Raw genomic sequence first — 22,871 nt, 5'->3', positions numbered from 1 at the left:
GTAAAAAACGGCGAGGCTTCCCACTTCTCAGGCCGCCACCGTCTTTATGACGGATTGACGCTGGCCTCCGTGGGCAGAGACGACGAGTCCCGCCGCCTGTAATTCTGTTATGCCCTTGTGCTGGATGTTGATCGCCGCATTGATATCGCGGTCATGTTCGACTCGACAGCAAGGGCATGGCCAGATCCGCTTACACAGCGGCATTTCCGGCATTTTGTGACCGCAGCAATGACAGGTCTTCGAACTGGCGAACCACTGATCCAGTTTGACCAAATGAACGCCCGCCGCTGTGGCTTTGTATTCCAGTTTCTTGATGAAGCCATGCCAGCCCGCATCCCCGATAGCGCGGGCAAGGTGGTGATTCTTCATCATGTTGGCCGATTTCAGCGTCTCAACAATGACCGCTTGGTTTTCGTCAACCATTGTTCGAGAGAGTTTGTGTTGAAAATCGGCGCGGGCATGGGCTACCCGCTCATGGACGGCCGCTAGACGTAAGCGGGCCTTGCCGCGGTTAGCGCTGCCCTGTTGTTTGCGGGAGAGCGATTTCTGCTTACGACGCAGGTTACGGGCGGCGTTGATAAGGTGACGCGGGTTATTGACCTTCTCCCCGGTCGACTGAACAAGATAATAGGATAACCCCATATCACACCCGGTCACGCGGGTGATAACGCCCGGCTTTTCCGGCGCCTCTTTGCCATCGTCACACAGGATAGCGGCGAAATATTTTCCCGTGGCGGTGCGAGAAAGAGTAATGCTCTTCACTTTCCCTTCAATTTTTCTGTGTATGCGGGCCTTTATCGGTGACAATTTCGGGATTTTCACCGCGCCCTCCAGCACTTTCACCCCAACACAGTGATAGCTGGATTGCTTGCCCTGTTTACGCTTGAACGTGGGAAATTGGGCGCGCAACTTCGGATTGAAGAAATTATCAAATGCAATATGCAGATTGATCACCGCCTGCTGTAATGCAATGGAGTCATATGCCCTGAGCCAGGCATACTTGCGGGATTGCTTCGCGACCGCCAGTAACGGTTTGAGGTCTTTGCGCGGATTTAAATTCACGCCGTGACGTTTGTAGGCATGCTTTTTGATGTGCAGCGCCTTGTTGTACGCAAAACGGACCGCCCCGAACTGGCCGTTAAGATACTCTGCCTGTTCGGGTGTGGGGTAGATGCGGACTTTGGTCGCTCTTAACATATTCAGCGCTCATTGAAAAAAAGTGGATTCATTTTAGCCTGTTTTACCAGCAGATATCCATTCAGTCAGGAGACGTCGGAGTCGCCAGCCCTAAAGCCCTCTGGGCTTTTCGCCTGATATCCCCGCCCGCACTGGACAAGGGTTTACGGCGGTTTTTGCTAAGGATTTTAGGATTTTCTTTCTATTCTGATTTAATGAATATCTTTCCTGATTAAGACTAGCAATCTCTTCATCTATCTCTTCAACAAGAACTTTTGTTTTCTCTTTATCTTGTTGTCGGAAATCAAACGCATCAAGAAGTTCTTGTTTCTTCTCCGCATCTTTCTTCTTTAATAGCAAAATACCTTCAACTTTGCTGATGTTTTCGAACGACTCTCCCAATTCTTTCTTTACCGCTTTTTCAGTTGTCTGTTTCTCTTCCAGAGCTTTTTCTTTTTCATAGTGTTCTTTTATAAGCTCTGCATTAAACCCGAGTATATGAGAGAGATAGGGCTTCCATGATGCATCTTTGGAACGAAACTTTCTCAATTGGAAGACATCGCTATAATCATCCTGAGATCGAATAAGGTATCCAAGACTATTGCGATAATCCCAAGGTTTTATCACGCTAAGATCAAGTAAACTATCTAGCAGCTCTTTGGCTTTATCAAAGGAAACATCTTCATGATCCCATTGCCCTGTAGGCAAAAGAGAGTAATCTTGATTTTTTTCTTGATGTTTCTTAAAGCGTATTTTTGCGGCTTGGGCAACATCCTTACGGATAGTCAAGAAACTTGAATCTTTTAGTTCTATCTCAAGAAAAAAGACAAACTGATTAAATATGTCAGGGTGTTTAAATAGGAAAAAGTTTGGATTTCGCTTGGATAATAGAGCGAAGTCTATCACATGACCTAATGTGCTTTTCCCTAGATTATGTGTGTCTTTTTCTTTGTTTTCTGGGAGCCGAATTTCACCATATATAACATTAAGCCCTTCGTAAAAAGTAACGGGCTTAAAAAGAGATGGCTTGTTTGAGTAAATCTTAGATAGTTTCATTGTTATTAGCTACATATTCAATGGCATCAGTTTTAGGACGATATTCAATGATACCCATAATAAATAAAAAGTTTAGAGCTGGGAGAAACAATACATCACCACCGGAAACTGCTTTCTTTGTATAGCTCAACAGGTCGCTATAACTCTCGATTCTCAATCCCTTAAGACGTGAAAGAATAATCAAAGCTACATTGATTACTGTCCTGTCTGGATGAGAATGTTTAGTTGGTCGCAGCATATTCTTCTTTACTACCGATGTCGCAATTCCAATACATGTAAAAAAGCATTATTTTAGTAAGTCGTCTATGCTTTTTTAGAACAGGGTCCCTTCCAAAAAGAAGATCGAAAAGGTAATTCATTACGCTATCAAAGTTTTGATATTCCTTTCTTTTTACAATTATTTTAAGTTGAAACTCTTCAACTACATTTTCATAAAGCTGCATAATTTCTGCATTTTCCGGTGCAGCCAGGAAAGCTTTAATCTGAGCGGTCTCTTTCAAATATCTCCTTCTTAGTATTTCGGCATATTCGCTACTCATGTTGTTAATTTGGTTTTTCTGACTATAGGGTATCCTGGGAGTTGGTGGATCGTCTTTCGTAGATAAACCTTTCTTTGAGTTCTTATGGTCGGATTCCCAGTTGCTGAGAGCGCTCTATAGAGAGATTCTCTAGATAAACCAGTCTCTTTAGCAATAAAGGATAATCTACCATGAGCCTCGGCAACCTGTCTTGCAGTTTCCAGTAACAAGCGAACATCTTGAGTTTTCCTGTCCTCATTCAATTCTGGGCTAAGGTGTTCAATAGCCCTCTTGTTTTTTACAGATTTATCCAATTTTCCTACCCCTTTTAACCAACTATCAGAAGTTAGAGTACTGTAGCTTAAAAGATATAAACTATAAATAGTAATCTTAGCTAAAAAACTGGGATAGTCTATTCATCAATAGGCTATCCTTTAACTATAATGAATAAACTAAAAATCAGAAGGAGATGATTATAATCCAGTTTTATTTTATATATAATAGGATGATATTAAATCGGAGATTTAAATTAATAAATTAAAAAACCGAGAAAATAATAGCAAAATTTAATGCCAAAGATAATGACGAAAAAATAAATTCAATTCATAATAATCTGTAAATGATTAAATTATTCCATTATATATTAACTCTCATTTTCTAAATAAATGAAATCATTTATAATTGACACTGCCATTTTTTCATGGCAATCCAATTTAATTCTGTCAGGAAAAAACTTTATATAATAGATGAAGTATTATCTGGTAATACATATTGCCCTTATTTTTTTTGGACTGTTTAAATAGTTACTTAATAAAATCATTAATAATGACTTTATAAATTTTTTTAAGTTTACTATGTTGATAATTAAATTTGGAATAATTTTAAAATAAAATACTAATGAAGAATTAGCAATATTTTTTGCCTTAAATAGCTATGTTATATAAAACAATTATTTATTTGTTTTATGCTATTTTTATCACGTTTATATTAAAAAAATATGTTAATTGTTTTTTACGTAATTAGCTTTAATGTTACTTTTGTGGGAAGGGATGTTTAATTGCGTGGCCGGGATAGCCCATTGCTTATGGATTCTATTGACAGGTTATTTAACTAAATAAACAGGTTTTTATATCTAAGCTTTGAACTTATGGAGAAATATATGTCTTTAAAGAGGAAAATTTCATATTTGGAAGAAGTTAGTGGTTCAGCAAAGGCAAATGAGGTATTGACCTGGCTACAGGCTTATATTCCAGGTAAAGATCCTAATATTGTTGTTGGGCATGAGCCTAGTAAAGATGCGGCGAAAGAGTTAATCCGAAGTGATTACCGTTGGGGTCATCAGAGTAATGACAAATCTGAAACTTTCCAATTAACGTATAATTTTCTGGAGAGTGAACCAGATAATATGCCGTGGATTATTTATGGATTCTCAGCATTTAATGAAGAACAAAAAGCTGCTGCAAAACTGTCAATTCAATCTTGGACTGATGTCGCGAATATTAAATTCACGGAAACCTCTGATGCTAGCAAGGCGAATATCACTTTTGGTTTCTTTAATATTAGTTTAACAGGGGATTATGCGTTTGCTGAGATGCCGCGCCCATCTTTGACACAGGTAGGAACTTGGTATAATGCGGAAAGTCGTACTTTCTTAAAAAATGATATTGAATTGAATGGTTATGGCCGGCATACATTTACTCATGAGATCGGCCATACACTGGGGTTGGATCATCCGGCTGATTATGATGCGTCTGATGATGTAATACCGACTTATAAGAACAAAGCTACCTATTTTGAAGATAGCGGTGCTTATACCGTCATGGGTTATTTCAGTGAAAAAAATACCGGGCAGGACTTTAAAGGTATTTATTCTGCTGCGCCATTACTTAACGATATTTCAGCCATTCAGTCGCTGTATGGAACGAATAATACTACCCGTGCCGATGACACTGTATATGGTTTTAATTCCAATACCGATCGCGATTTTTTTACGGCAAAAGATGCAAAGAGCAAACTCGTGTTTACCGCCTGGGATGCGGGTGGGAATGATACCTTTGATTTCTCTGGTTTTACTCAGGATCAACGTATTAACTTGAATGAAGCTTCTTTCTCGGACGTGGGTGGCTTGAAAGGAAACATCTCTATTGCCCGTGGCGTCACGATTGAAAATGCGATTGGCGGCAGTGGTAATGACATTCTGATAGGGAATGACGCCGCCAATATTTTAAAGGGTGGTGCCGGTGATGACATTATCTACGGTGGACTGGGAGCAGATAATCTTTGGGGCGGGGAAGGCAAAGATACATTTGTCTACTTGAATGCCAAGGAATCACCTTTTCTTGAGCGTGATTGGATTCATGACTTTATTTCCGGTGAGGACAAGATTGATGTGTCATTGTTCGATCTGGGCGAATCAGGAAAAGGGAGTATTAAGTTTGTCGAAGAATTCACTGGCGCTATTGGGGAAGCAGTGATTAGCTATGATAGCGTTAATAAGGTAAATGATTTCGTGATTAATATGGGGGGAGAATTATCCCACGATGGTTTTGGAGTGAAGATCGTTGGAGAGCCGCTGACAGAGGCCGATTTCATCCTTGCGTAACACAACAATACAATAATACAACAACACAACCGCATCTGACTGGATGCGGTTATTCGTTTAGTCACTTTGAGCGTCTGGACGTATAATTTTGCTGTCTTCTGTTTCCTGTCTTCCGTCTTCCGTCTTCTGTCTTCCGTTTCCTGTCTTCTGTCTTCTGTTTACTGTCCTCTGTTTACTGTCCTCTGTTTCCTGTCCATGTGGTTGGAGTTCCTAATCTACCATTTTTCTATAATATAAGTAGTCAAGTATATTTGGATAAGTAATGAATGATGTGATATTTGGATTTAAAAACAATCGCAAAATAATTTATTTTTAAATTAAAATTATTTATTGTTGATATTAAACATAATTAATATATACATTGGTCGTATTATTTCATTATGAAAAACAATATATATGGAATTTAGTTTTAGTTTGAAATTGTTTCATATCGGTGTTAAGTGTAATTAACGTTTACATTAGTTGTATAATTTGATTATTATAAAATAATATGTAATCAGGCAGGTTGATAATTTTTACGTGTATAAATATACATTAATTAATATAACCAAATGATAAATCATACTTTTTATGGCGCAATCTGTTTCACGTCGGAATACGAGGAGGTTAATCTTACAGAGAATTATCAAGGTAAATTCGGTATTAATTGGGGATCAGGAGGTTTAATTTGTCTTTATAATTACTTGATTTTTCATGAAATAATTTACATTTGATATTAATTCAAAATGGACAAAATACAACAGGGATTTAACACTCATGCCAGTAAATATATTCAATAAATCCATTTTTATTTAGTTATGGAATTCAGCATCGGCCAATAAAAAGTTGCACAAAATCAAAGACGCTTATTAAAAAAACAGGAAAAAAATGAAATATCTTTTGCCGGTTCACTGGATGAGCCGTTTATTCCGTTATCGGGAAAATAATTGTCGCAGAATTGTTAATTATGCGGTTATCAGCCGGACTATTACATCCAGCATCCAAGAGAATGTGCTGTCTGAGGATCTTAATTGATGCTTGGTGTGTGCCTGTTTTTATTTCTTTGAGGAAAGAAATAAGGGCAAAACATTTGTGATGACTGTTGAGAATGACAGTTTTCAAATAACTATACCCTATGGATTTCAAGATGCGTCGCGACGGCAAGCGAGCGAATCCCCGGAAGCATAGGAAACTATGTGACCGGGGTGAGTGAGTGCGGCCAACAAAGAGGCAACTTGAAAGATAACGGGTATAACAGATTCGTTGAGGTAGTAAGTATATGAAAGATAGCATGGCTAAAAAGGAAATTATCTTTGACGCTGGATTAGAACAAGTACCGTCAGAAAAGGTTGGTGATGACCTATCTGTTCAGAAACTTAATTTGTTGTCAGAAGCTGAACGCACACTGCTGTTGAAAACCTTGAACGCCACTGAAACCGTCTATCCTGACCAGTTAGGTATTCATCAGTTGTTTGAACGGCAAGTGGAGAAAACCCCGACAGCCACAGCGTTAATGGCAGGGGATAAAACCCTGAGTTATGCGGAATTGAATGCTCGCGCTAACCGACTGACTCATCAACTGATTAAACAAGGGGTTGACCCGAATGATCATGTGGCAATCCTGTTAGAGCGATCTATCGAATTGGTGGTGGCTCAATTGGCTATTCTTAAGGCGGGGGCGGTTTATGTCCCTATCGATCCCGGAGCGCCGAACGAGAGAAAAAATTGGCTGATAAACGATTGTTTAGCCAAATTGTTGCTTACCAGTGCAGAGGTGGATATCCCGGCTGATCTGGATGTTCCGCTAATTCGTCTTTCTGATGAGACAGACGTGAGCAAGGAGGAAGAAAGTTTTAATCCTGACTTACTTTGTGCCAGTACCGCGCCAGCGTATATTATGTACACCTCCGGCTCGACTGGCACCCCTAAAGGGGTGATCGTGCCTCACCGTGCTGTGGTCCGGCTGGTTATTAATAATAGCTATGTTGAAATTGAACCCAATGACCGAGTTGCCTTTGCGGCTAATCCCGCATTCGATGCCAGCACCTTTGAAGTCTGGGCCCCTTTGCTCAATGGTGGGGCGCTGGTAGTCATTGACCACACGACTTTGTTGACGCCACAGGAGTTTGTACAGGCATTAGACCGTTATCGAATTAATATCTTATGGTTAAGCGTCGGCCTGTTTAACCGGCTGGCGGCGGAGTTGTCTCCAGTTCTGCCACAGATGAAAATCCTCATTGTCGGCGGCGATATCCTTGATCCCCATGTGATTACCCAAGTTTTACGTAACAACCCGCCTCAGCAGTTATTGAATGCCTATGGACCGACCGAAGGCACTACCTTTACCACCACATACCGGATTGAAGCTTTAGCCACAGGAACAACCAATATCCCTATTGGTCGACCCATTGCTAACACGCAGGTTTACTTACTGGATGAGCAAGGCCAACCGGCGCCATTAGGAAGGGTGGGCGAGATTTATGTTGGAGGCGACGGGGTAGCCTGTGGTTATCTCAATCGTCCTGAATTGACCGTTGAACGCTTTTTGGTTGATCCATTTAGTGATGTACCGGATGCGCGGATGTACCGGACCGGCGATTTGGCCCGTTATCTGCCGGATGGCAATCTAGAATTCCTTGGCCGCAACGATCAGCAAGTGAAAATCCGGGGTTTTCGGATTGAACCGGGGGAAATTGAAGCCTGCTTGGTGGAGTATCCGACAGTACGTGAAGCGGTGGTATTGGCGTTAGGCGAAGGGCAGAACAAGCAGTTAGTTGCTTATGTGTTGGCAGAGTCGGATAACGAATTGCCTACTCACTTGCGTGAACATTTAAGTGCGCGGTTGCCTGATTATATGGTGCCGGCGGCCTTTGTGCGTCTGGATGAATTCCCGCTAACTCCCAATGGCAAATTGGATCGCCGGGCATTGCCGACACCGGGTGAAGACGCCTTTGCTCGTCAGGTTTACTCCGCACCGCAAGGGGAGCGGGAAATTGCATTGGCGACTATTTGGCGCGAGTTACTGGGTATTGAACAGATAAGTCGGTATGACAGCTTCTTTGCCTTGGGTGGTCATTCACTGCTCGGCATACGTATGATTGAACAGCTACGCCATTTAGGGCTGACATTGGCTGCCCGTGATCTGTTTCAATCGCCAATATTGGCGGAGTTGGTCCAAACATTGGAGCAACATCAGATTGTGGCAGTGCCGCCGAATGTTATTACCCCGGCGACCACTGCATTGACGCCAGCGATGTTGCCGCTGATTGATTTGACTCAGCCTGAGATTGATCACATCGTCGAGCAGGTACCGGGCGGGGTGGTCAATATTCAAGATATTTATGCGCTGTCACCGTTGCAGGACGGTATCTTATTTCACCATCTGCTGGTGAAAGAGGGTGATCCTTACTTGCTGGCCTATCCAATGATCTTTGCTGACCGTGGTTTGTTAGACCGCTATTTATTTGCGGTGCAACAGGTGGTTGACCGCCATGATATTTTGCGTACCGCGTTTATCTGGCAAGGATTATCCGTTCCGGCGCAGGTGGTTTGGCGTCAGGCCCCGTTGTCAGTGACTGAACTGACGCTAAACCCGGCTGATGGGCCGGTCAGTGACCAACTGGCGCAACGTTTTGATCCGCGGCAACACCGTTTCGATCTAAATCAGGCGCCGTTGTTGCGTTTTGTGATAGCACAGGAAACGGATGGTCGCTGGTACGTACTGCAATTACAGCATCACCTGATTGGCGACCATACTACGCTAGAAGTCATGAACCACGAAGTTCGGGCCTGCCTTGACGGACAGGGCGACAATCTACCGGCGCCGGTACCGTTCCGCAATCTGGTGGCTCAGGCTCGGCAAGGGGTTGACCAGACAGAGCATCACCGATTCTTTACCGACATGTTGGCGGAAGTGGATGAACCGACGTTACCGTTTGGGTTGACTGAGGTTCATCGTGATGGTTCTCAGGTCGTACAGGCGCACCGGATGCTCTCTTCCACGTTGAATGATCGTCTGCGTGCGCAGGCAAGACGTTTGGGGGTCAGTTTGGCAACCCTGTGTCACTTAGCTTGGGCGCAGGTGTTGTCGCGTACCAGTGGACAAGAGAAAGTGGTGTTCGGCACTGTGCTGTTTGGACGTATGGCGGCGGGGGAAGGGGCTGACAGCGGCATGGGGCTGTTTATCAATACCTTACCACTACGGTTGGATATCGATGATACTCCGCTACAGGATAGCGTCAGGGTGGCGCATACCCGATTAGCTGGATTGCTGGATTATGAACATGCTTCATTGGCGCTGGCTCAACGTTGCAGCGGAGTACAGGGAGGCACGCCGCTTTTTAGTGCCCTGTTGAACTACCGGCATAATGAGCAACCGATGATCCCGCATGAAACGATGCCGGGTATCGAATTTCTGGGTGAACAGGAACGGACCAACTACCCATTTGTCCTGTCAGTGGAGGATGGCGGCGCCACATTGGGGCTGACTGCACAGGTGGTACAACCGTTTGATTCAGAACGGGTATGCGGTTATATGCAACAGGCGCTGGAAAGTCTGGTGGATACTCTTGAACTCGCACCGGAAACGGCAGTACGGATGTTAAACGTTTTACCTGCGTCGGAACGCACATTATTACTGGAAACTTGGAACGCGACAGAAACACCTTATCCTGAACAACTCTGTATCCATCAGTTGATTGAACAACAGGTAGAGAAAACGCCAGAAGCCACTGCACTGGTGTCTGAAAATCAGACGCTAAGTTATGAACAACTGAATGCCGGCGCTAACCGGCTTGCCCATCAACTGCTTGCTTTGGGCGTTGTACCAGATCAACCGGTGGCGATTTGCATGGCAAGTTCACCGATGCGGGTGATAGCGGTGTTGGCGGTGCTAAAAGCGGGCGGGGCTTATGTACCGTTGGACCCGGCTTATCCGGGAGAACGATTGTCGCATATCTTGACCGATGTAGCCCCGGCTAGGGGGTTGAAGGTAATGGGATTAAAGACCGTGGGGTTGAAAACAATAGCGCTGGTGGACAGTACCGGGCGGGCCGCATTGGGTGAGCAAGCGCTTGCGGGGCTGACGGTACTAGACCCGAATATCTTACCTGACCAGCCGAACAGCAATCCGCAGGTTCCTGCATTGACCTCCCGCCATCTGGCCTATGTGATTTACACTTCCGGCTCAACCGGGACGCCCAAAGGGGTGATGATTGAACATCGTGGGTTGGTCAATCTTATTCGGGATAAAATCAGCCGATTCGACATTCGCCCTGCTAGCCGGATGTTACAGTTTGCTTCATTTGGCTTTGATGCCGGTGTCTGGGAAATCATGATGGCATTAGGCAGTGGAGCCAGCCTGATTATTCCTGCCGAAATTGTTCGTCAAGACCCGCGTCGTCTCTGGCATTATCTGGAAGAACAATCGGTGACGCATGCCTGTTTGACCCCTGCTTTGTTGCGAGAAGGGGGCGATTTGCCGACGATAACAATAAAACCGACGTTGATATTGGGCGGTGAAGCCCCCGGCCCCGTGCTACTAAGGGCGCTAAGTCATCAAGCAACGCTATTTAATGCTTATGGCCCGACAGAAATTACCGTCTGTGCCGCCAGTTGGCGTTGTCCGCCAAACTATACCGACCTATTGGTTCCCATTGGGCGCCCGACAGCGAATACGCGTATTTATCTGTTGGATAACCACGGCCAGCCAGTCCCATTAGGCGCGGTGGGGGAACTCTATATTGGTGGGGATGGTGTTGCTCGTGGCTATCTCAATCGTCCTGATCTGACTGACGAGCGCTTTCTGGCTGACCCATTTAGTGATGTTGCCGATGCCCGGATGTACCGAACCGGGGATTTGGTGCGCTACTTGCCGGACAGCAATCTGGTGTTTGTTGGCCGTAACGACCAGCAGATTAAAATCCGCGGTTTCCGTATTGAGCCGGGTGAAATTGAAGCCCGATTGGCGGAACATCCTATGGTGCGCGAAGCGCGGGTTGTGGCCTTGGGGGATGGGCAGGATAAGCGTTTAGTCGCCTATATTGTAGCCGAAGCGGATAGCGGATTGGCGGCCAGTTTGCACACCCATTTGAGCGCTATGTTGCCTGATTATATGGTACCGGCGGCCTTTGTACGTTTAGATGCCTTCCCGCTGACCCCAAATGGTAAGCTGGATCGTCAGGCATTACCGGCGCCGGGAGAAAATGCCTTCGCCCGCCAGATTTATGTTGCGCCACAAGGGGAAATGGAAATTGCAGTGGCGGCTATCTGGCGTGAGTTACTAGGCGTTGAACAGATCGGCCGACATGACAATTTCTTTGCCCTAGGCGGACATTCACTACTGGCAGTACGGATGATGAACCGCATAGCTGTTTTCGGTGTCGACCTGCCATTGGCCGCGTTGTTTATGTTTCCGTCACTGTCTGCGTTTACCGAGAAGATCTGCGCACAACGTCATGCGAGCAATGATAAATTGCCTGCAATTAGGCCAATATCTCGTGATAGTGTCTTGCCCTTATCGTTTGGTCAACAGCGTCTGTGGTTTCTGGCGCAATTTGAGGGGGTGAGTGATACCTACCATGTTCCGACAGCCTTGCGTTTATGTGGCCAGCTAAACCTTTCTGCTTGGCAGCAAGCCTTGAATCGCCTGTTTGCTCGCCACGAGGCGCTTCGTTCTGTTTTTATCACAGTTGATGGTCAGCCTCAGGTTGAACTGTTACCGGCGGAATTTGGTCTACCGGTGAAAAAATACGATTTGCGTAAAGCATCTAACGTGAACGAACAATTTAAGCGTTTGTGTGCACAGGAAGCTAAAACGCCGTTTAATCTTGCTCGTGGCACCCTAATTCGTTGTGCACTGATCCAACTGGCCGATGAAGAGCATATATTCTTACTGACTCAGCATCATATTATCTCCGATGCTTGGTCTTTAAAGATACTTGAATCAGAACTGGTGGCTCTTTACGCTGCTAGTCTAAATCAACAGCCTGATCCGTTGCCGCTATTGACCATTCAATATCCTGATTATGCGGCCTGGCAGCGGCAGGTATTTTCTGGTGAAGGAGTACAGGCACAGAGTGATTACTGGCGCCGTACACTGGCAGATGCACCGGTATTGCTTGAATTGCCGATAGACAGACCTCGACCCTTCCAACAATCATTTACCGGTGGCCGGGTAGCGGTGCACATTGATGCTCCGTTGGTACAGGCGCTAAAACATCTGGGACAACAGCACGGCGCCACACTGTTTATGACACTGTTGACCGCTTGGGCTGCATTGCTATCGCGCTTGTCTGGGCAGGATGATGTCGTCATTGGTATACCAAGCGCTAACCGCAATCTGCGGGAAATTGAACCACTGCTTGGCTTCTTTGTTAACACATTGGCGTTGCGTATCGATTTATCCGACATGCCGGATGTGGACACACTACTGCGTCGTGTGCGGCAGACGACACTGGGAGCGCAGGAGCACCAAGATCTGCCTTTCGAGCAGGTGGTGGAAATTGTTCAACCGCCGCGCAGACCGGAGCATACTCCACTGTTCCAGGTAATGTTTGCCTGGCAGGAGAATGAAACAGAGGAATGGCAATTACCGGAATTGGCGGTAACACCATTTGAGCTGGAATATGATATAGCGAAATTCGATCTGCAACTGGAATTAACGGAGAAGTCGGGCGAAATTGTCGGAGAACTGAACTACTCTTCCGCCCTGTTCGACCATGAAACCATCGAAAGGCAGGTGGGTTATTTGCAGGCCATATTGCGGGCAATGGTGAGCCAGCCTCAGCAACCGGTCACGGCTATCGATATTTTGTCATCCGCGGAACGGGAGTTATTGCTGGAGAATTTGAATGCGACCGAAGAACCGTATCCTACTCAGGTATGTGTTCATCAGCTATTTGAACAACAGGCAGAAAAGACCCCGGACGCCATAGCGGTAATCTATGAAAACCAGACGCTCAGCTACGCGGAACTGAATGTCCGCGCCAATCGGTTAGCCCATCAGCTTATCGCTTTAGGCGTAACGCCGGATCAGCGGGTGGCGATTTGTGTGACACGCTCACTTGCGAGAATAATTGGGTTGTTAGCGGTGCTGAAAGCGGGCGGAGCCTATGTGCCGTTAGATCCCGCCTATCCCGGTGAACGCCTGTCTTATATGCTCACTGATGCGACACCGGTTATTTTACTGGCGGATAATGTCGGGCGGGCTGCGCTAAGTGAAGACATTCTGGCGACGCTGACAGTGCTCGATCCGAATACCTTGCCGGAGCAGCCGGATAATAACCCGCAAGTCTCTGGATTGACCCCACAGCATCTGGCTTATGTGATTTACACCTCCGGTTCAACCGGCAGACCAAAAGGCGTGATGATTGAACATCGTAGCGTGGTTAATTTGACACTGACACAAATTACCCAGTTTGATTTTTGCTCTGCCAGCCGAATGTTGCAGTTTGCTTCATTTGGTTTCGATGCCAGTGTCTGGGAAATTATGATGGCGCTAAGCTGTGGGGCCATGCTGGTTATTCCTACCGAAACAGTGCGGCAAGATCCACAGCGTCTCTGGCATTACCTGGAAGAACAGGCGGTGACCCATGCCTGTTTGACGCCGGCTATGTTTCACGATGGCGCCGATTTACCGGCGATAGCGATAAAACCAACATTAATATTTGCAGGAGAAGCGCCAAGTCCCGCGTTATTTCAGGCACTGTGCCGCCGGGCTGATGTGTTTAACGCTTATGGGCCGACGGAAACCACTGTGTGTGCGACCACTTGGGATTGCCCGCCAGATTATACCGGGGGACTCATTCCCATCGGCAGCCCGACCGCCAACAAACGTCTCTATCTGCTGGATGAACACGGCCAGCCGGTCCCATTGGGCACAGTGGGAGAATTGTATATTGGCGGCGTTGGGGTAGCGCGTGGTTATCTCAATCGCCCTGAATTGACCGCTGAACGTTTCCTGAATGATCCGTTTAGTAATGAGACGGATGCCCGAATGTACCGGACCGGAGATTTAGCCCGTTACCTGCCGGATGGCAATCTGGTGTTTATTGGCCGTAATGACCAACAGGTTAAAATCCGTGGTTTCCGCATTGAGCCGGGAGAAATTGAAGCACGACTGATTGAACACCCTGCGGTAAGTGAAGCGCTGGTATTGGCGTTAGGTGACGGACAGGATAAGCGTCTGGTGGCTTATGTGGTGGCGCAAGTGGATGACGAGCTAGCAACCAAACTGCGTAAACATCTGAGTGATATTTTGCCTGACTATATGGTGCCGGCGGCTTTTGTGCGTTTGGATGCCTTTCCGCTGACCCCTAACGGTAAACTGGATCGTCGGTCGCTGCCCGCACCGGGGGAGGACGCTTTTGCCCGCCAGGCTTACCAAGCGCCACAAGGGGAAATTGAGATAGCGTTAGCGGCTATCTGGCGCGAATTACTGAATCTTGAGCAGATCGGTCGGCATGACAGTTTCTTTGCCTTGGGCGGTCACTCGCTGTTGGCTGTCAGGATGATTGAACGTTTACGACGTATTGGTTTAGGGCTATCGGTACAAACGCTATTCCAGCATCCGACATTAAGTGTATTGGCCCAATCCTTGGCGCAGCATCGTGAAATTAGCGTGCCTGATAACCGTATTACAGTGGATACGACGGTGCTGACGCCAGCCATGTTGCCGCTGATTGATCTGACTCAAGCTGAAATTGATCGCATTGTTGAGCAAGTACCGGGTGGAATTGCCAATATTCAGGATATCTATGCTTTGTCACCGTTACAGGATGGCATTTTATTCCACCATTTATTGGCAAATGAGGGCGATCCCTATCTACTGATCACTCAACAGGCTTTTGCCGATCGGCCCTTACTTGACCGTTATCTGGCGGCGGTTCAACAGGTGGTTGACCGCCATGATATCTTACGTACCGCTTTTATTTGGGAAGGATTATCTGCGCCGGCTCAGGTAGTTTGCCGTCAGGCGCCTTTGTCAGTGACGGAATTGACGCTCGACCCGGCGGATGGGCCGATAAGTGACCAACTGACCCAACGTTTTGACCCGCGTCGGCATCGTATTGACCTGAATCAGGCGCCGTTATTACGTTTCGTTGTGGCACAGGGGAGCGATGGCCGTTGGATTGTATTGCAATTGTTGCATCATCTCATTGGCGACCATACCACGTTGGAGGTGATGAACAGCGAAGTACAAGCGTGCCTCTCGGGACGAATGGACAGCTTGCCTGAGCCGGTCCCGTTCCGCCATTTAGTGGCACAGGCTCGGCAGGGAATCAGTCAGGCAGAACATACTCGCTTCTTTACCGACATGCTGGCTGAGGTGGATGAGCCGACGCTGCCGTTTGGGTTGGCGGAAGCACATCATGATGGCTCACAGGTGACGGAATCTCACCGAATGTTGCCGACAGGACTAAACGATCGCTTACGTGGTCAGGCGCGGCGGTTGGGCGTCAGTGTGGCGGCGTTGTGTCATTTGGCTTGGGCGCAGGTATTGTCGCGTACCAGTGGTCAGCAACAAGTGGTGTTCGGTACCGTGTTGTTTGGACGTATGCAGGCGGGTGAAGGATTTGATAGTGGCATGGGGCTATTTATTAACACCTTGCCGTTGCGGTTGGATATCGATCACACCCCGGTGCGGGATAGTGTACGTATAGCGCATCGCCGATTGGCGGGATTGCTGGAACATGAACACGCTTCACTGGCGCTGGCGCAACGTTGCAGTAGCGTAGCCAGTGGAACGCCGCTTTTCAATGCGCTGTTGAACTATCGCCATAATACTCAGCCGGTAACACCGAATGAGATCATGAACGGTGTCGAATTTCTTGGCGCACAGGAGCGGACTAACTATCCGTTTGTCTTGTCGGTAGAAGATGAGGGTTCCGATCTGGGACTGACAGCTCAAGTAGTGCAACCGTTCGATCCAGAACAGATATGCGGCTATATGCAACAGGCATTGGAAAGTTTGGCGGATGCCCTTGAGCAGACGCCCGACATGCCGGTACAGCAGTTAGAAATTCTGCCGGCAACCGAACGCACATTGTTGTTAAAAACCTGGAACGCCACTGAAACAGCCTATCCTGAGCAGTTGTGCATTCATCAACTGTTTGAGCAGCAGGTGGAGAAAACCCCGGATGCCACGGCACTGGTGTGTGAAGAGCGATCCCTCAGTTATGCGGAATTGAATACTGATGCTAACCGATTGGCGAACCAACTTATTGCACTGGGTGTGACGCCGGACCAGCGGGTGGCGATTTGCGTAGCAAGTTCACCGGCGCGGATAGTGGGGTTGTTGGCGGTGTTAAAAGCGGGAGGCGCTTACGTGCCATTGGACCCTGCCTACCCAGGTGAACGTCTGACCCATATTTTGACTGATGCTGAACCGATTATTTTATTGGCCGATAGCGTTGGACGTTCAGCTTTAGGCGAGCAAATGCTTGCGGGACAGACTCTCCTTGATCCTAATGCATTGTTTGATCAACCGGATGACAATCCGCAACTGCCTACATTGACCGCCCGCCATCTGGCGTATGTGATTTATACATCAGGCTCGACCGGCACGCCAAAAGGGGTGATGGTTGAACATCGTGGGTTGGTTAATCTTATCCGGGATAAAATCGCCCGATTCGACATTTGCTCCGCTAGCCGAATGTTGCAATTTGCCTCATTTGGCTTTGATGCCAGTGTTTGGGAAATCATGATGACGCTATGCAGTGGCGCCACACTGGATATTCCTGTTGATACTGTTCGTCAAGATCCCAATCTTCTCTGGCATTATCTGGAAGCGCATGGGGTAACACACGCCTGCCTGACTCCGGCCCTGTTGCGGGATGGGGCCGATTTGCCGACGATAACAATAAAACCCACATTAATATTGGGAGGTGAAGCGCCCAGTGCGGCGTTGCTTAAGGCGCTGGGCGGCAAGGCAACGGTATTCAATGCTTATGGCCCGACAGAAATCACCGTTTGTGCCACGAGCTGGCGTTGCCCATCAAACTATTCAAGTTACTCAAACTGTGGGGATGAACTCATTCCTATTGGGCGCCAGACAGCCAACACTCGTATCTATCTGTTGGATGCTCTCGGCCAGCTGGTGCCGTTGGGAGGCGTAGGTGAACTCTATATTGGTGGCGTCGGTGTAGCGCGTGGCTATCTCAATCGTTCTGAATTGACTGATGAACGTTTCCTTGCAGACCCATTTAGTGAAATTGCTGATGCCCGAATGTATCGAACCGGCGATTTGGTGCGCTATCTGCCGGATGGCAATCTGGTGTTTGTTGGTCGTAATGACCAACAGATTAAGATCCGTGGTTTCCGAATTGAGCCGGGGGAAATCGAAACTCGACTGACAGAGCACCCCGCAGTCCGTGAAGCACTGGTACTGGCCTTGGGTGATGGTCAGGACAAACGGCTGGTGGCTTATGTGGCGGCGGCAGAGGATGACGGGTTGGTTAACTGTCTGCGCGAATATCTGAGCGGATTGTTGCCTGACTACATGGTACCGGCGGCCTTTGTGCGATTGGAGGCTTTTCCGTTGACGCCTAACGGCAAGCTGGATCGCCGGGCGTTACCTGCGCCGGGGGAGGAAGCCTTTGCCCGCCAGATTTACGCCGCGCCACAGGGAGAAACCGAAACCGTACTGGCTGATATCTGGCGTGAATTATTGGGCATAGAGCAGATCAGCCGGTACGACAGCTTCTTTGCCTTGGGCGGCCATTCGTTGCTCGCGGTACGCATGGTTGAGCGTCTGCGTAACTTGGGATTAACGTTGGCGGTACGTGATCTGTTCCAATCGCCGGTATTGGCTGAACTGGCGCAAACATTGAGGTTGAATCAGGCTGAAAGCGTACCGGCTAACGTCATTACACCAGCCGCCACGGTATTAACACCGGCGATGTTACCGCTGATTGAGCTTACTCAAGCTGAAATTGATCACATCATCGAGCAGGTACCGGGCGGGATAGCCAATATTCAGGATATCTATGCGTTATCACCGTTACAGGATGGGATCTTGTTCCACCATTTGCTGGCAGACGAAGGCGATCCTTATCTGTTGGCCGGTCAAATGGCCTTTGCTGATCGGCCGCTATTGGATCGTTATCTGGCGGCGGTTCAGCAGGTGATTAATCGTCATGACATCCTGCGGACTGCCTTTATCTGGCAAGGATTATCCGTGCCGGTACAGGTTGTCTGCCGTCAAGTGCGGTTGTCGGTGACGGAACTGATATTAGATCCGGCTGACGGGTCGATCAGCGAACAATTAGCGCAACGTTTTAACCCACGCCAATATCGTCTTGATTTGGGGCAGGCGCCGCTGTTGCGCTTTGTGGTGGCACAGGAGAGTGATGGCCGCTGGATTGTGTTGCAACTGATGCACCATTTGATTGGCGACCATACCGCGTTGGATGTGATGAGTCACGAAGTTCAGGCATACCTTGACGGGCAGGAAAGCGACTTACCTGCCCCGGCGCCATTCCGCAATCTAGTGGCGCAGTCCCGGTTAGGGATGAGTCAGGCAGAACATACCCGTTTCTTTACTGAAATGTTGGCTGAGGTGGATGAACCGACATTACCGTTTGGCTTGACAGAAGTCCGCCATGATGGTTCGCAGATGACCGAATCGCACCGGATGTTGACCCCCGAGTTAAATGAGCGCTTGCGTGGTCAAGCCCGGCGGTTGAATGTCAGTCTGGCGGCGCTGTGTCACTTGGCTTGGGCACAGGTGTTGTCGCGTACCAGCGGACAGCAGCGAGTGGTATTTGGCACCGTGTTGTTTGGACGCATGGCGGCGGGTGAAGGGGCTGAAAATGGCATGGGACTGTTTATCAATACCTTGCCGCTCCGCTTGGATATGGATGATACCCCGGTGCGAGACAGCGTACAGGTAGCACATCACCGGCTGGCGGGATTATTGGAACACGAATATGCATCACTGGCGCTGGCTCAACGTTGCAGCGGGGTGCAAGGGGGAACGCCGCTGTTTAGTACCTTGTTGAACTATCGACACAACGTGTCGTCGTTGACATCGAATGAAATCATGAGCGGCGTCGAATTTCTTGGTGCGCAAGAGCGGACTAACTATCCGTTTACACTGTCGGTGGAAGATTTTGGTGAGGCATTGGGGCTGACTGCGCAAATCGTCCAGCCGTTTGATGCTGATCGGGTGTGTGGCTATATGCAACAGGCGCTGGAAAGTTTGGTCGACACGCTTGAACATGCCCCGGAAACTCCGGTTCGGCAGTTGGAAGTATTACCGACAGACGAAAGGAAACTGCTGCTGAAAATCGGCAATGGCTTGCAAACGGCACATTCCGCCCCGTTGTGTATTCATCACCTGTTTGAACAACAAGTGGCGAAAAATCCTGATGCGGCGGCGCTGATATACGAAGAGCAAACCCTCAGCTATGCGGCACTGAACGCGCGAGCTAACCGACTGGCTCATCAATTAATTGAACTCGGGGTGGAGCCTGATCAGCGGGTGGCGATTTGTGTCACGCGTTCACCGGCAAGAGTGGTCGCGCTACTGGCGGTATTGAAAGCGGGTGGGGCTTATGTTCCTTTGGACCCATCTTATCCGGGTGATCGGCTGGCTTATATGCTCACGGATGCGGCGCCGTCAGTGGTGCTGGCGGATAATGCGGGCCGCACCGCGCTAGGCGAACAGGCGCTTGCTGGATTAACGGTGCTTGATCCAACGATCCTGTCTGATCAACCGGATAACAACCCGCAAGTTCCTGAACTCACTTCACGGCATCTGGCGTATGTGATTTACACATCCGGTTCCACCGGCACGCCGAAGGGGGTGATGGTGGAACACTGTGGCTTGGTCAATCTGATTGGGGAGAAAATCACCCAATTTGACATTCACGCGGATAGTCGGCTCTTGCAATTTGCCTCATTTGGTTTCGATGCCAGTGTCTGGGAAATCATGATGGCGCTGTGTGGGGGTGCGACGCTGGACATTCCGGTTGATACGGTTCGTCAGGACCCGCTGCGCTTGTGGCGTTATCTGGAAGAACGGCGGGTAACACACGCCTGTTTAACTCCGGCTCTGCTACGGGATGGGGCCTATTTACCGGCGATAACGATAAAACCCACCTTGATACTGGGCGGAGAAGCACCCAGTGCGGCGTTGTTGCAAGCGCTGCGTGGTCGGGCAACGCTGTTTAACGCTTATGGCCCGACAGAAATTACCGTCTGTGCAACCTGTTGGCGTTGCCCGCCAGACTATACGGATGTGCTGATCCCTATCGGTCGCCCGACAGCGAATAGTCGTATTTATCTCTTGGATAATCACGGCCAGCCAGTGCCGTTTGGGGCAGTGGGAGAATTGTACATTGGTGGCGCCGGTGTCGCCCGTGGCTATCTCAACCGGCCTGATTTAACGGCTGAACGCTTTCTGACAGATCCATTCAGTGATGAACCGGATGGCGGCATGTACCGCACCGGGGATTTGGCCCGCTATCTGCCAGATGGCAATCTGGTGTTTGTGGGGCGTAACGATCAGCAGATTAAAATTCGTGGCTTCCGTATTGAACCGGGTGAAATCGAAGCGCGGTTGACGGAGTATCCTGCGGTGCGCGAAGCGATAGTATTAGCACTAGGTGACGGTCAGGATAAACGTCTGGTGGCTTATGTGGCGGCGCCAGAGGATAACGGGCTGGCTAGCCAATTGCATCGTCATTTAAGAACTTTATTGCCTGACTATATGGTACCGGCGGCGTTTGTGCGTCTGGACGCCTTTCCGTTGACTCCGAACGGCAAGTTGGATCACCGGGCATTGCCAGCGCCTGATCAGAATGCGTTTGCCCGTCAGATCTATGAGGTGCCGCAAGGAGAAACGGAGATCGCCTTGGCGGCCATCTGGCGTGAATTACTGGGGGTTGAGCGGATTGGTCGGCATGACAATTTCTTTACCCTCGGTGGACACTCGCTGCTCGCCATGCGGATGGTCAATCTGGCCGCAGAACGGGGATTAATTTGCTCGCTAAATAATCTGTTCCAATTCCCGGTGTTGGCGGAACTGGTGGCGGAGATCACCTCAGATCCGCTGTCTCAGTGGCAAATCAGCGCCATACCGGTACGACCGGATGGCACCGAGCCGCCGCTCTTCTTCGTACCGAGCGGCATGGATGATTACTCATATGTTTTCGGGCTGGCGCAGCATATTCAGGCGGATTACCCGATTTATGCGCTACCTTGGCCGTCCATCAATGAGGAACCGGTATCCACCATTGAAGCGCTGGCGACCAGAATGATCACCTTTATAAAGGCGGTGCGACCAGAAGGCCCATACCGGATATACGGCTACTCTTCTGGCGGCATACTGGCTTATGCCATTGCTCAGCAACTGTTGCATGCCGGAGAGACAGTGAATTTCTTAGGGCTAATTGATACGCCTGCTCCTCATTGTTTCAAAACACGAGTCGATCAACCTAAACTCCAGTTCCTTGCTGAATTGGCAAGGCAGTCAGTGGATGAGCATCCTCAAGAGATTGAAGCATTGCATCAGAAAATGGATGAACTAAATTTAGTGCAATTTATTGCGGCCGCGCAGGAGCTGGAATTATACCCATCAAATCTGCACCCTGACTTAATTGCCAAACGTTGGGTACAGATGGGAAATTATGTCCAAATGGTCAAGGATTATCAGCCGAAAGCTCTGGCGATAACGCTGCATCAATTCTATGCGATGGAATCTTATCCGCAGATCCCGTTTGTTACCGAGGTTGCGCTACAGTCCGTAACGATGGAGCCGTCGTTAGGTTGGGAACAGATAGTTCCTGACTCTTCGCTACAATTAACCTCGGTTCCGGGGGATCATTTTAGTCTGATGGAAGATAGTGAAAATAAAACTGTTTTGGCTAAGACCTTAAGCATGGCGTTAGCAATGAATTGTGAAGCGGAGGCGCTGTAATGCCGGTGATATTGAGTGATGAAAAGTTGTAATTAGTAAATAACTTGTCCGGTTAAAGGTTTTCATAATAGCCGGACAATATTGCTGAATATAGGCACTGAATATTAATCACTTCGGTGCCTTATTTTTTTATGAAATCCTACACCTGACGCTAGCGGAGAAATCCTATTTTTCAGCATTGCCGACGCGTGTAAACAATTCTTACACCATTAAATGTCTTAATCACTCTTGCCTCTTCAATGTCGAATATAATGGGAATTATTTGCTGTCATTTGCATATTTATAATCTTATTAGCTTGGAAATAATGGTTCATGTTTCTATCCTTATAAAGTAGAGGATGCTCTGTGAAAGTGTGGGTAATATCAGTTCTTATTAATCCATCGTGCTAGACTATTCTGGTCTGCGTGACCGAATTTATTCTCATTCGCATTAACTTAAGCTGATGATCATGCTTTTTTTACTTGTTCAACTAAATATTTTACCTGTTTTGCCGTGGGGGTGAAGATTCTCTCGGTTTCTGTGTTTTTATTTAAATAATTGAAAATTAAATATAATTTAATATTTTAATCATTTGTTTGACCTATATAAATAATATAACTGACCTGGCGATTAATATTA

General features: G+C 47.9%; 8 protein-coding genes. 3 read left to right on the top strand and 5 right to left on the bottom strand.

Going from position 1 to position 22,871, the window contains the following annotated elements; all coding sequences use genetic code 11:
- Nucleotides 1-27 precede the first annotated feature (27 nt).
- The 5 genes from C6H66_RS13870 to C6H66_RS13850 all read right to left on the bottom strand — a co-directional run bounded on the left by C6H66_RS13870 (nucleotide 28) and on the right by C6H66_RS13850 (nucleotide 3,064).
- Nucleotides 28-1,197, bottom strand: coding sequence for an RNA-guided endonuclease InsQ/TnpB family protein (locus C6H66_RS13870; RefSeq protein WP_105395880.1), 1,170 nt, complete (start codon nucleotides 1,195-1,197; stop codon nucleotides 28-30).
- A gap of 90 nt (nucleotides 1,198-1,287) precedes the next feature.
- Entirely contained in the window at nucleotides 1,288-2,232 is a 945-nt protein-coding gene (locus tag C6H66_RS13865) for a hypothetical protein (RefSeq protein WP_214039315.1), read from the bottom strand.
- On the bottom strand, nucleotides 2,219-2,470 hold the full coding sequence (locus tag C6H66_RS13860) for an ABC-three component system middle component 8 (RefSeq protein WP_046397736.1): 252 nt from the start codon (nucleotides 2,468-2,470) through the stop codon (nucleotides 2,219-2,221). The genes C6H66_RS13865 and C6H66_RS13860 overlap by 14 nt, the downstream gene beginning before the upstream one ends.
- Nucleotides 2,454-2,804 (bottom strand): ABC-three component system protein, encoded by a 351-nt coding sequence (locus tag C6H66_RS13855; protein ID WP_339416889.1) that lies wholly within the window; start codon nucleotides 2,802-2,804, stop codon nucleotides 2,454-2,456. Before C6H66_RS13855 ends, C6H66_RS13860 begins: the two co-directional genes overlap by 17 nt.
- On the bottom strand, nucleotides 2,768-3,064 hold the full coding sequence (locus C6H66_RS13850; protein ID WP_105395879.1) for a helix-turn-helix domain-containing transcriptional regulator: 297 nt from the start codon (nucleotides 3,062-3,064) through the stop codon (nucleotides 2,768-2,770). Before C6H66_RS13850 ends, C6H66_RS13855 begins: the two co-directional genes overlap by 37 nt.
- An 845-nt stretch (nucleotides 3,065-3,909) precedes the next feature.
- On the opposite strand from C6H66_RS13850, the gene prtA reads away from it, so the two are divergent.
- The 3 genes from prtA (at nucleotide 3,910) to C6H66_RS13840 (ending at nucleotide 22,252) form a co-directional block, all read left to right on the top strand.
- On the top strand, nucleotides 3,910-5,352 hold the full coding sequence (gene prtA, locus C6H66_RS13845; RefSeq protein WP_105395878.1) for a serralysin: 1,443 nt from the start codon (nucleotides 3,910-3,912) through the stop codon (nucleotides 5,350-5,352).
- Nucleotides 5,353-6,219: 867 nt separating this feature from the next.
- Complete coding sequence (locus C6H66_RS25975; protein WP_157297579.1) at nucleotides 6,220-6,366, top strand: hypothetical protein; 147 nt, start codon at nucleotides 6,220-6,222, stop codon at nucleotides 6,364-6,366.
- 244 nt (nucleotides 6,367-6,610) lie between these two features.
- Nucleotides 6,611-22,252 carry a non-ribosomal peptide synthetase gene (locus C6H66_RS13840; RefSeq protein ID WP_105395877.1) on the top strand — a complete coding sequence of 5,214 codons (15,642 nt, stop codon included), beginning with the start codon at nucleotides 6,611-6,613 and terminating at the stop codon, nucleotides 22,250-22,252.
- Nucleotides 22,253-22,871: the final 619 nt, after the last annotated feature.

The sequence above is a fragment of the Photorhabdus hindustanensis genome, from assembly GCF_002968995.1.
In the GTDB taxonomy this organism is placed as follows: Bacteria; Pseudomonadota; Gammaproteobacteria; order Enterobacterales; family Enterobacteriaceae; genus Photorhabdus; species Photorhabdus akhurstii.
Note: the sequence above shows the minus strand (reverse complement) of the source record. Positions and strands in the feature narration are given on the sequence as shown.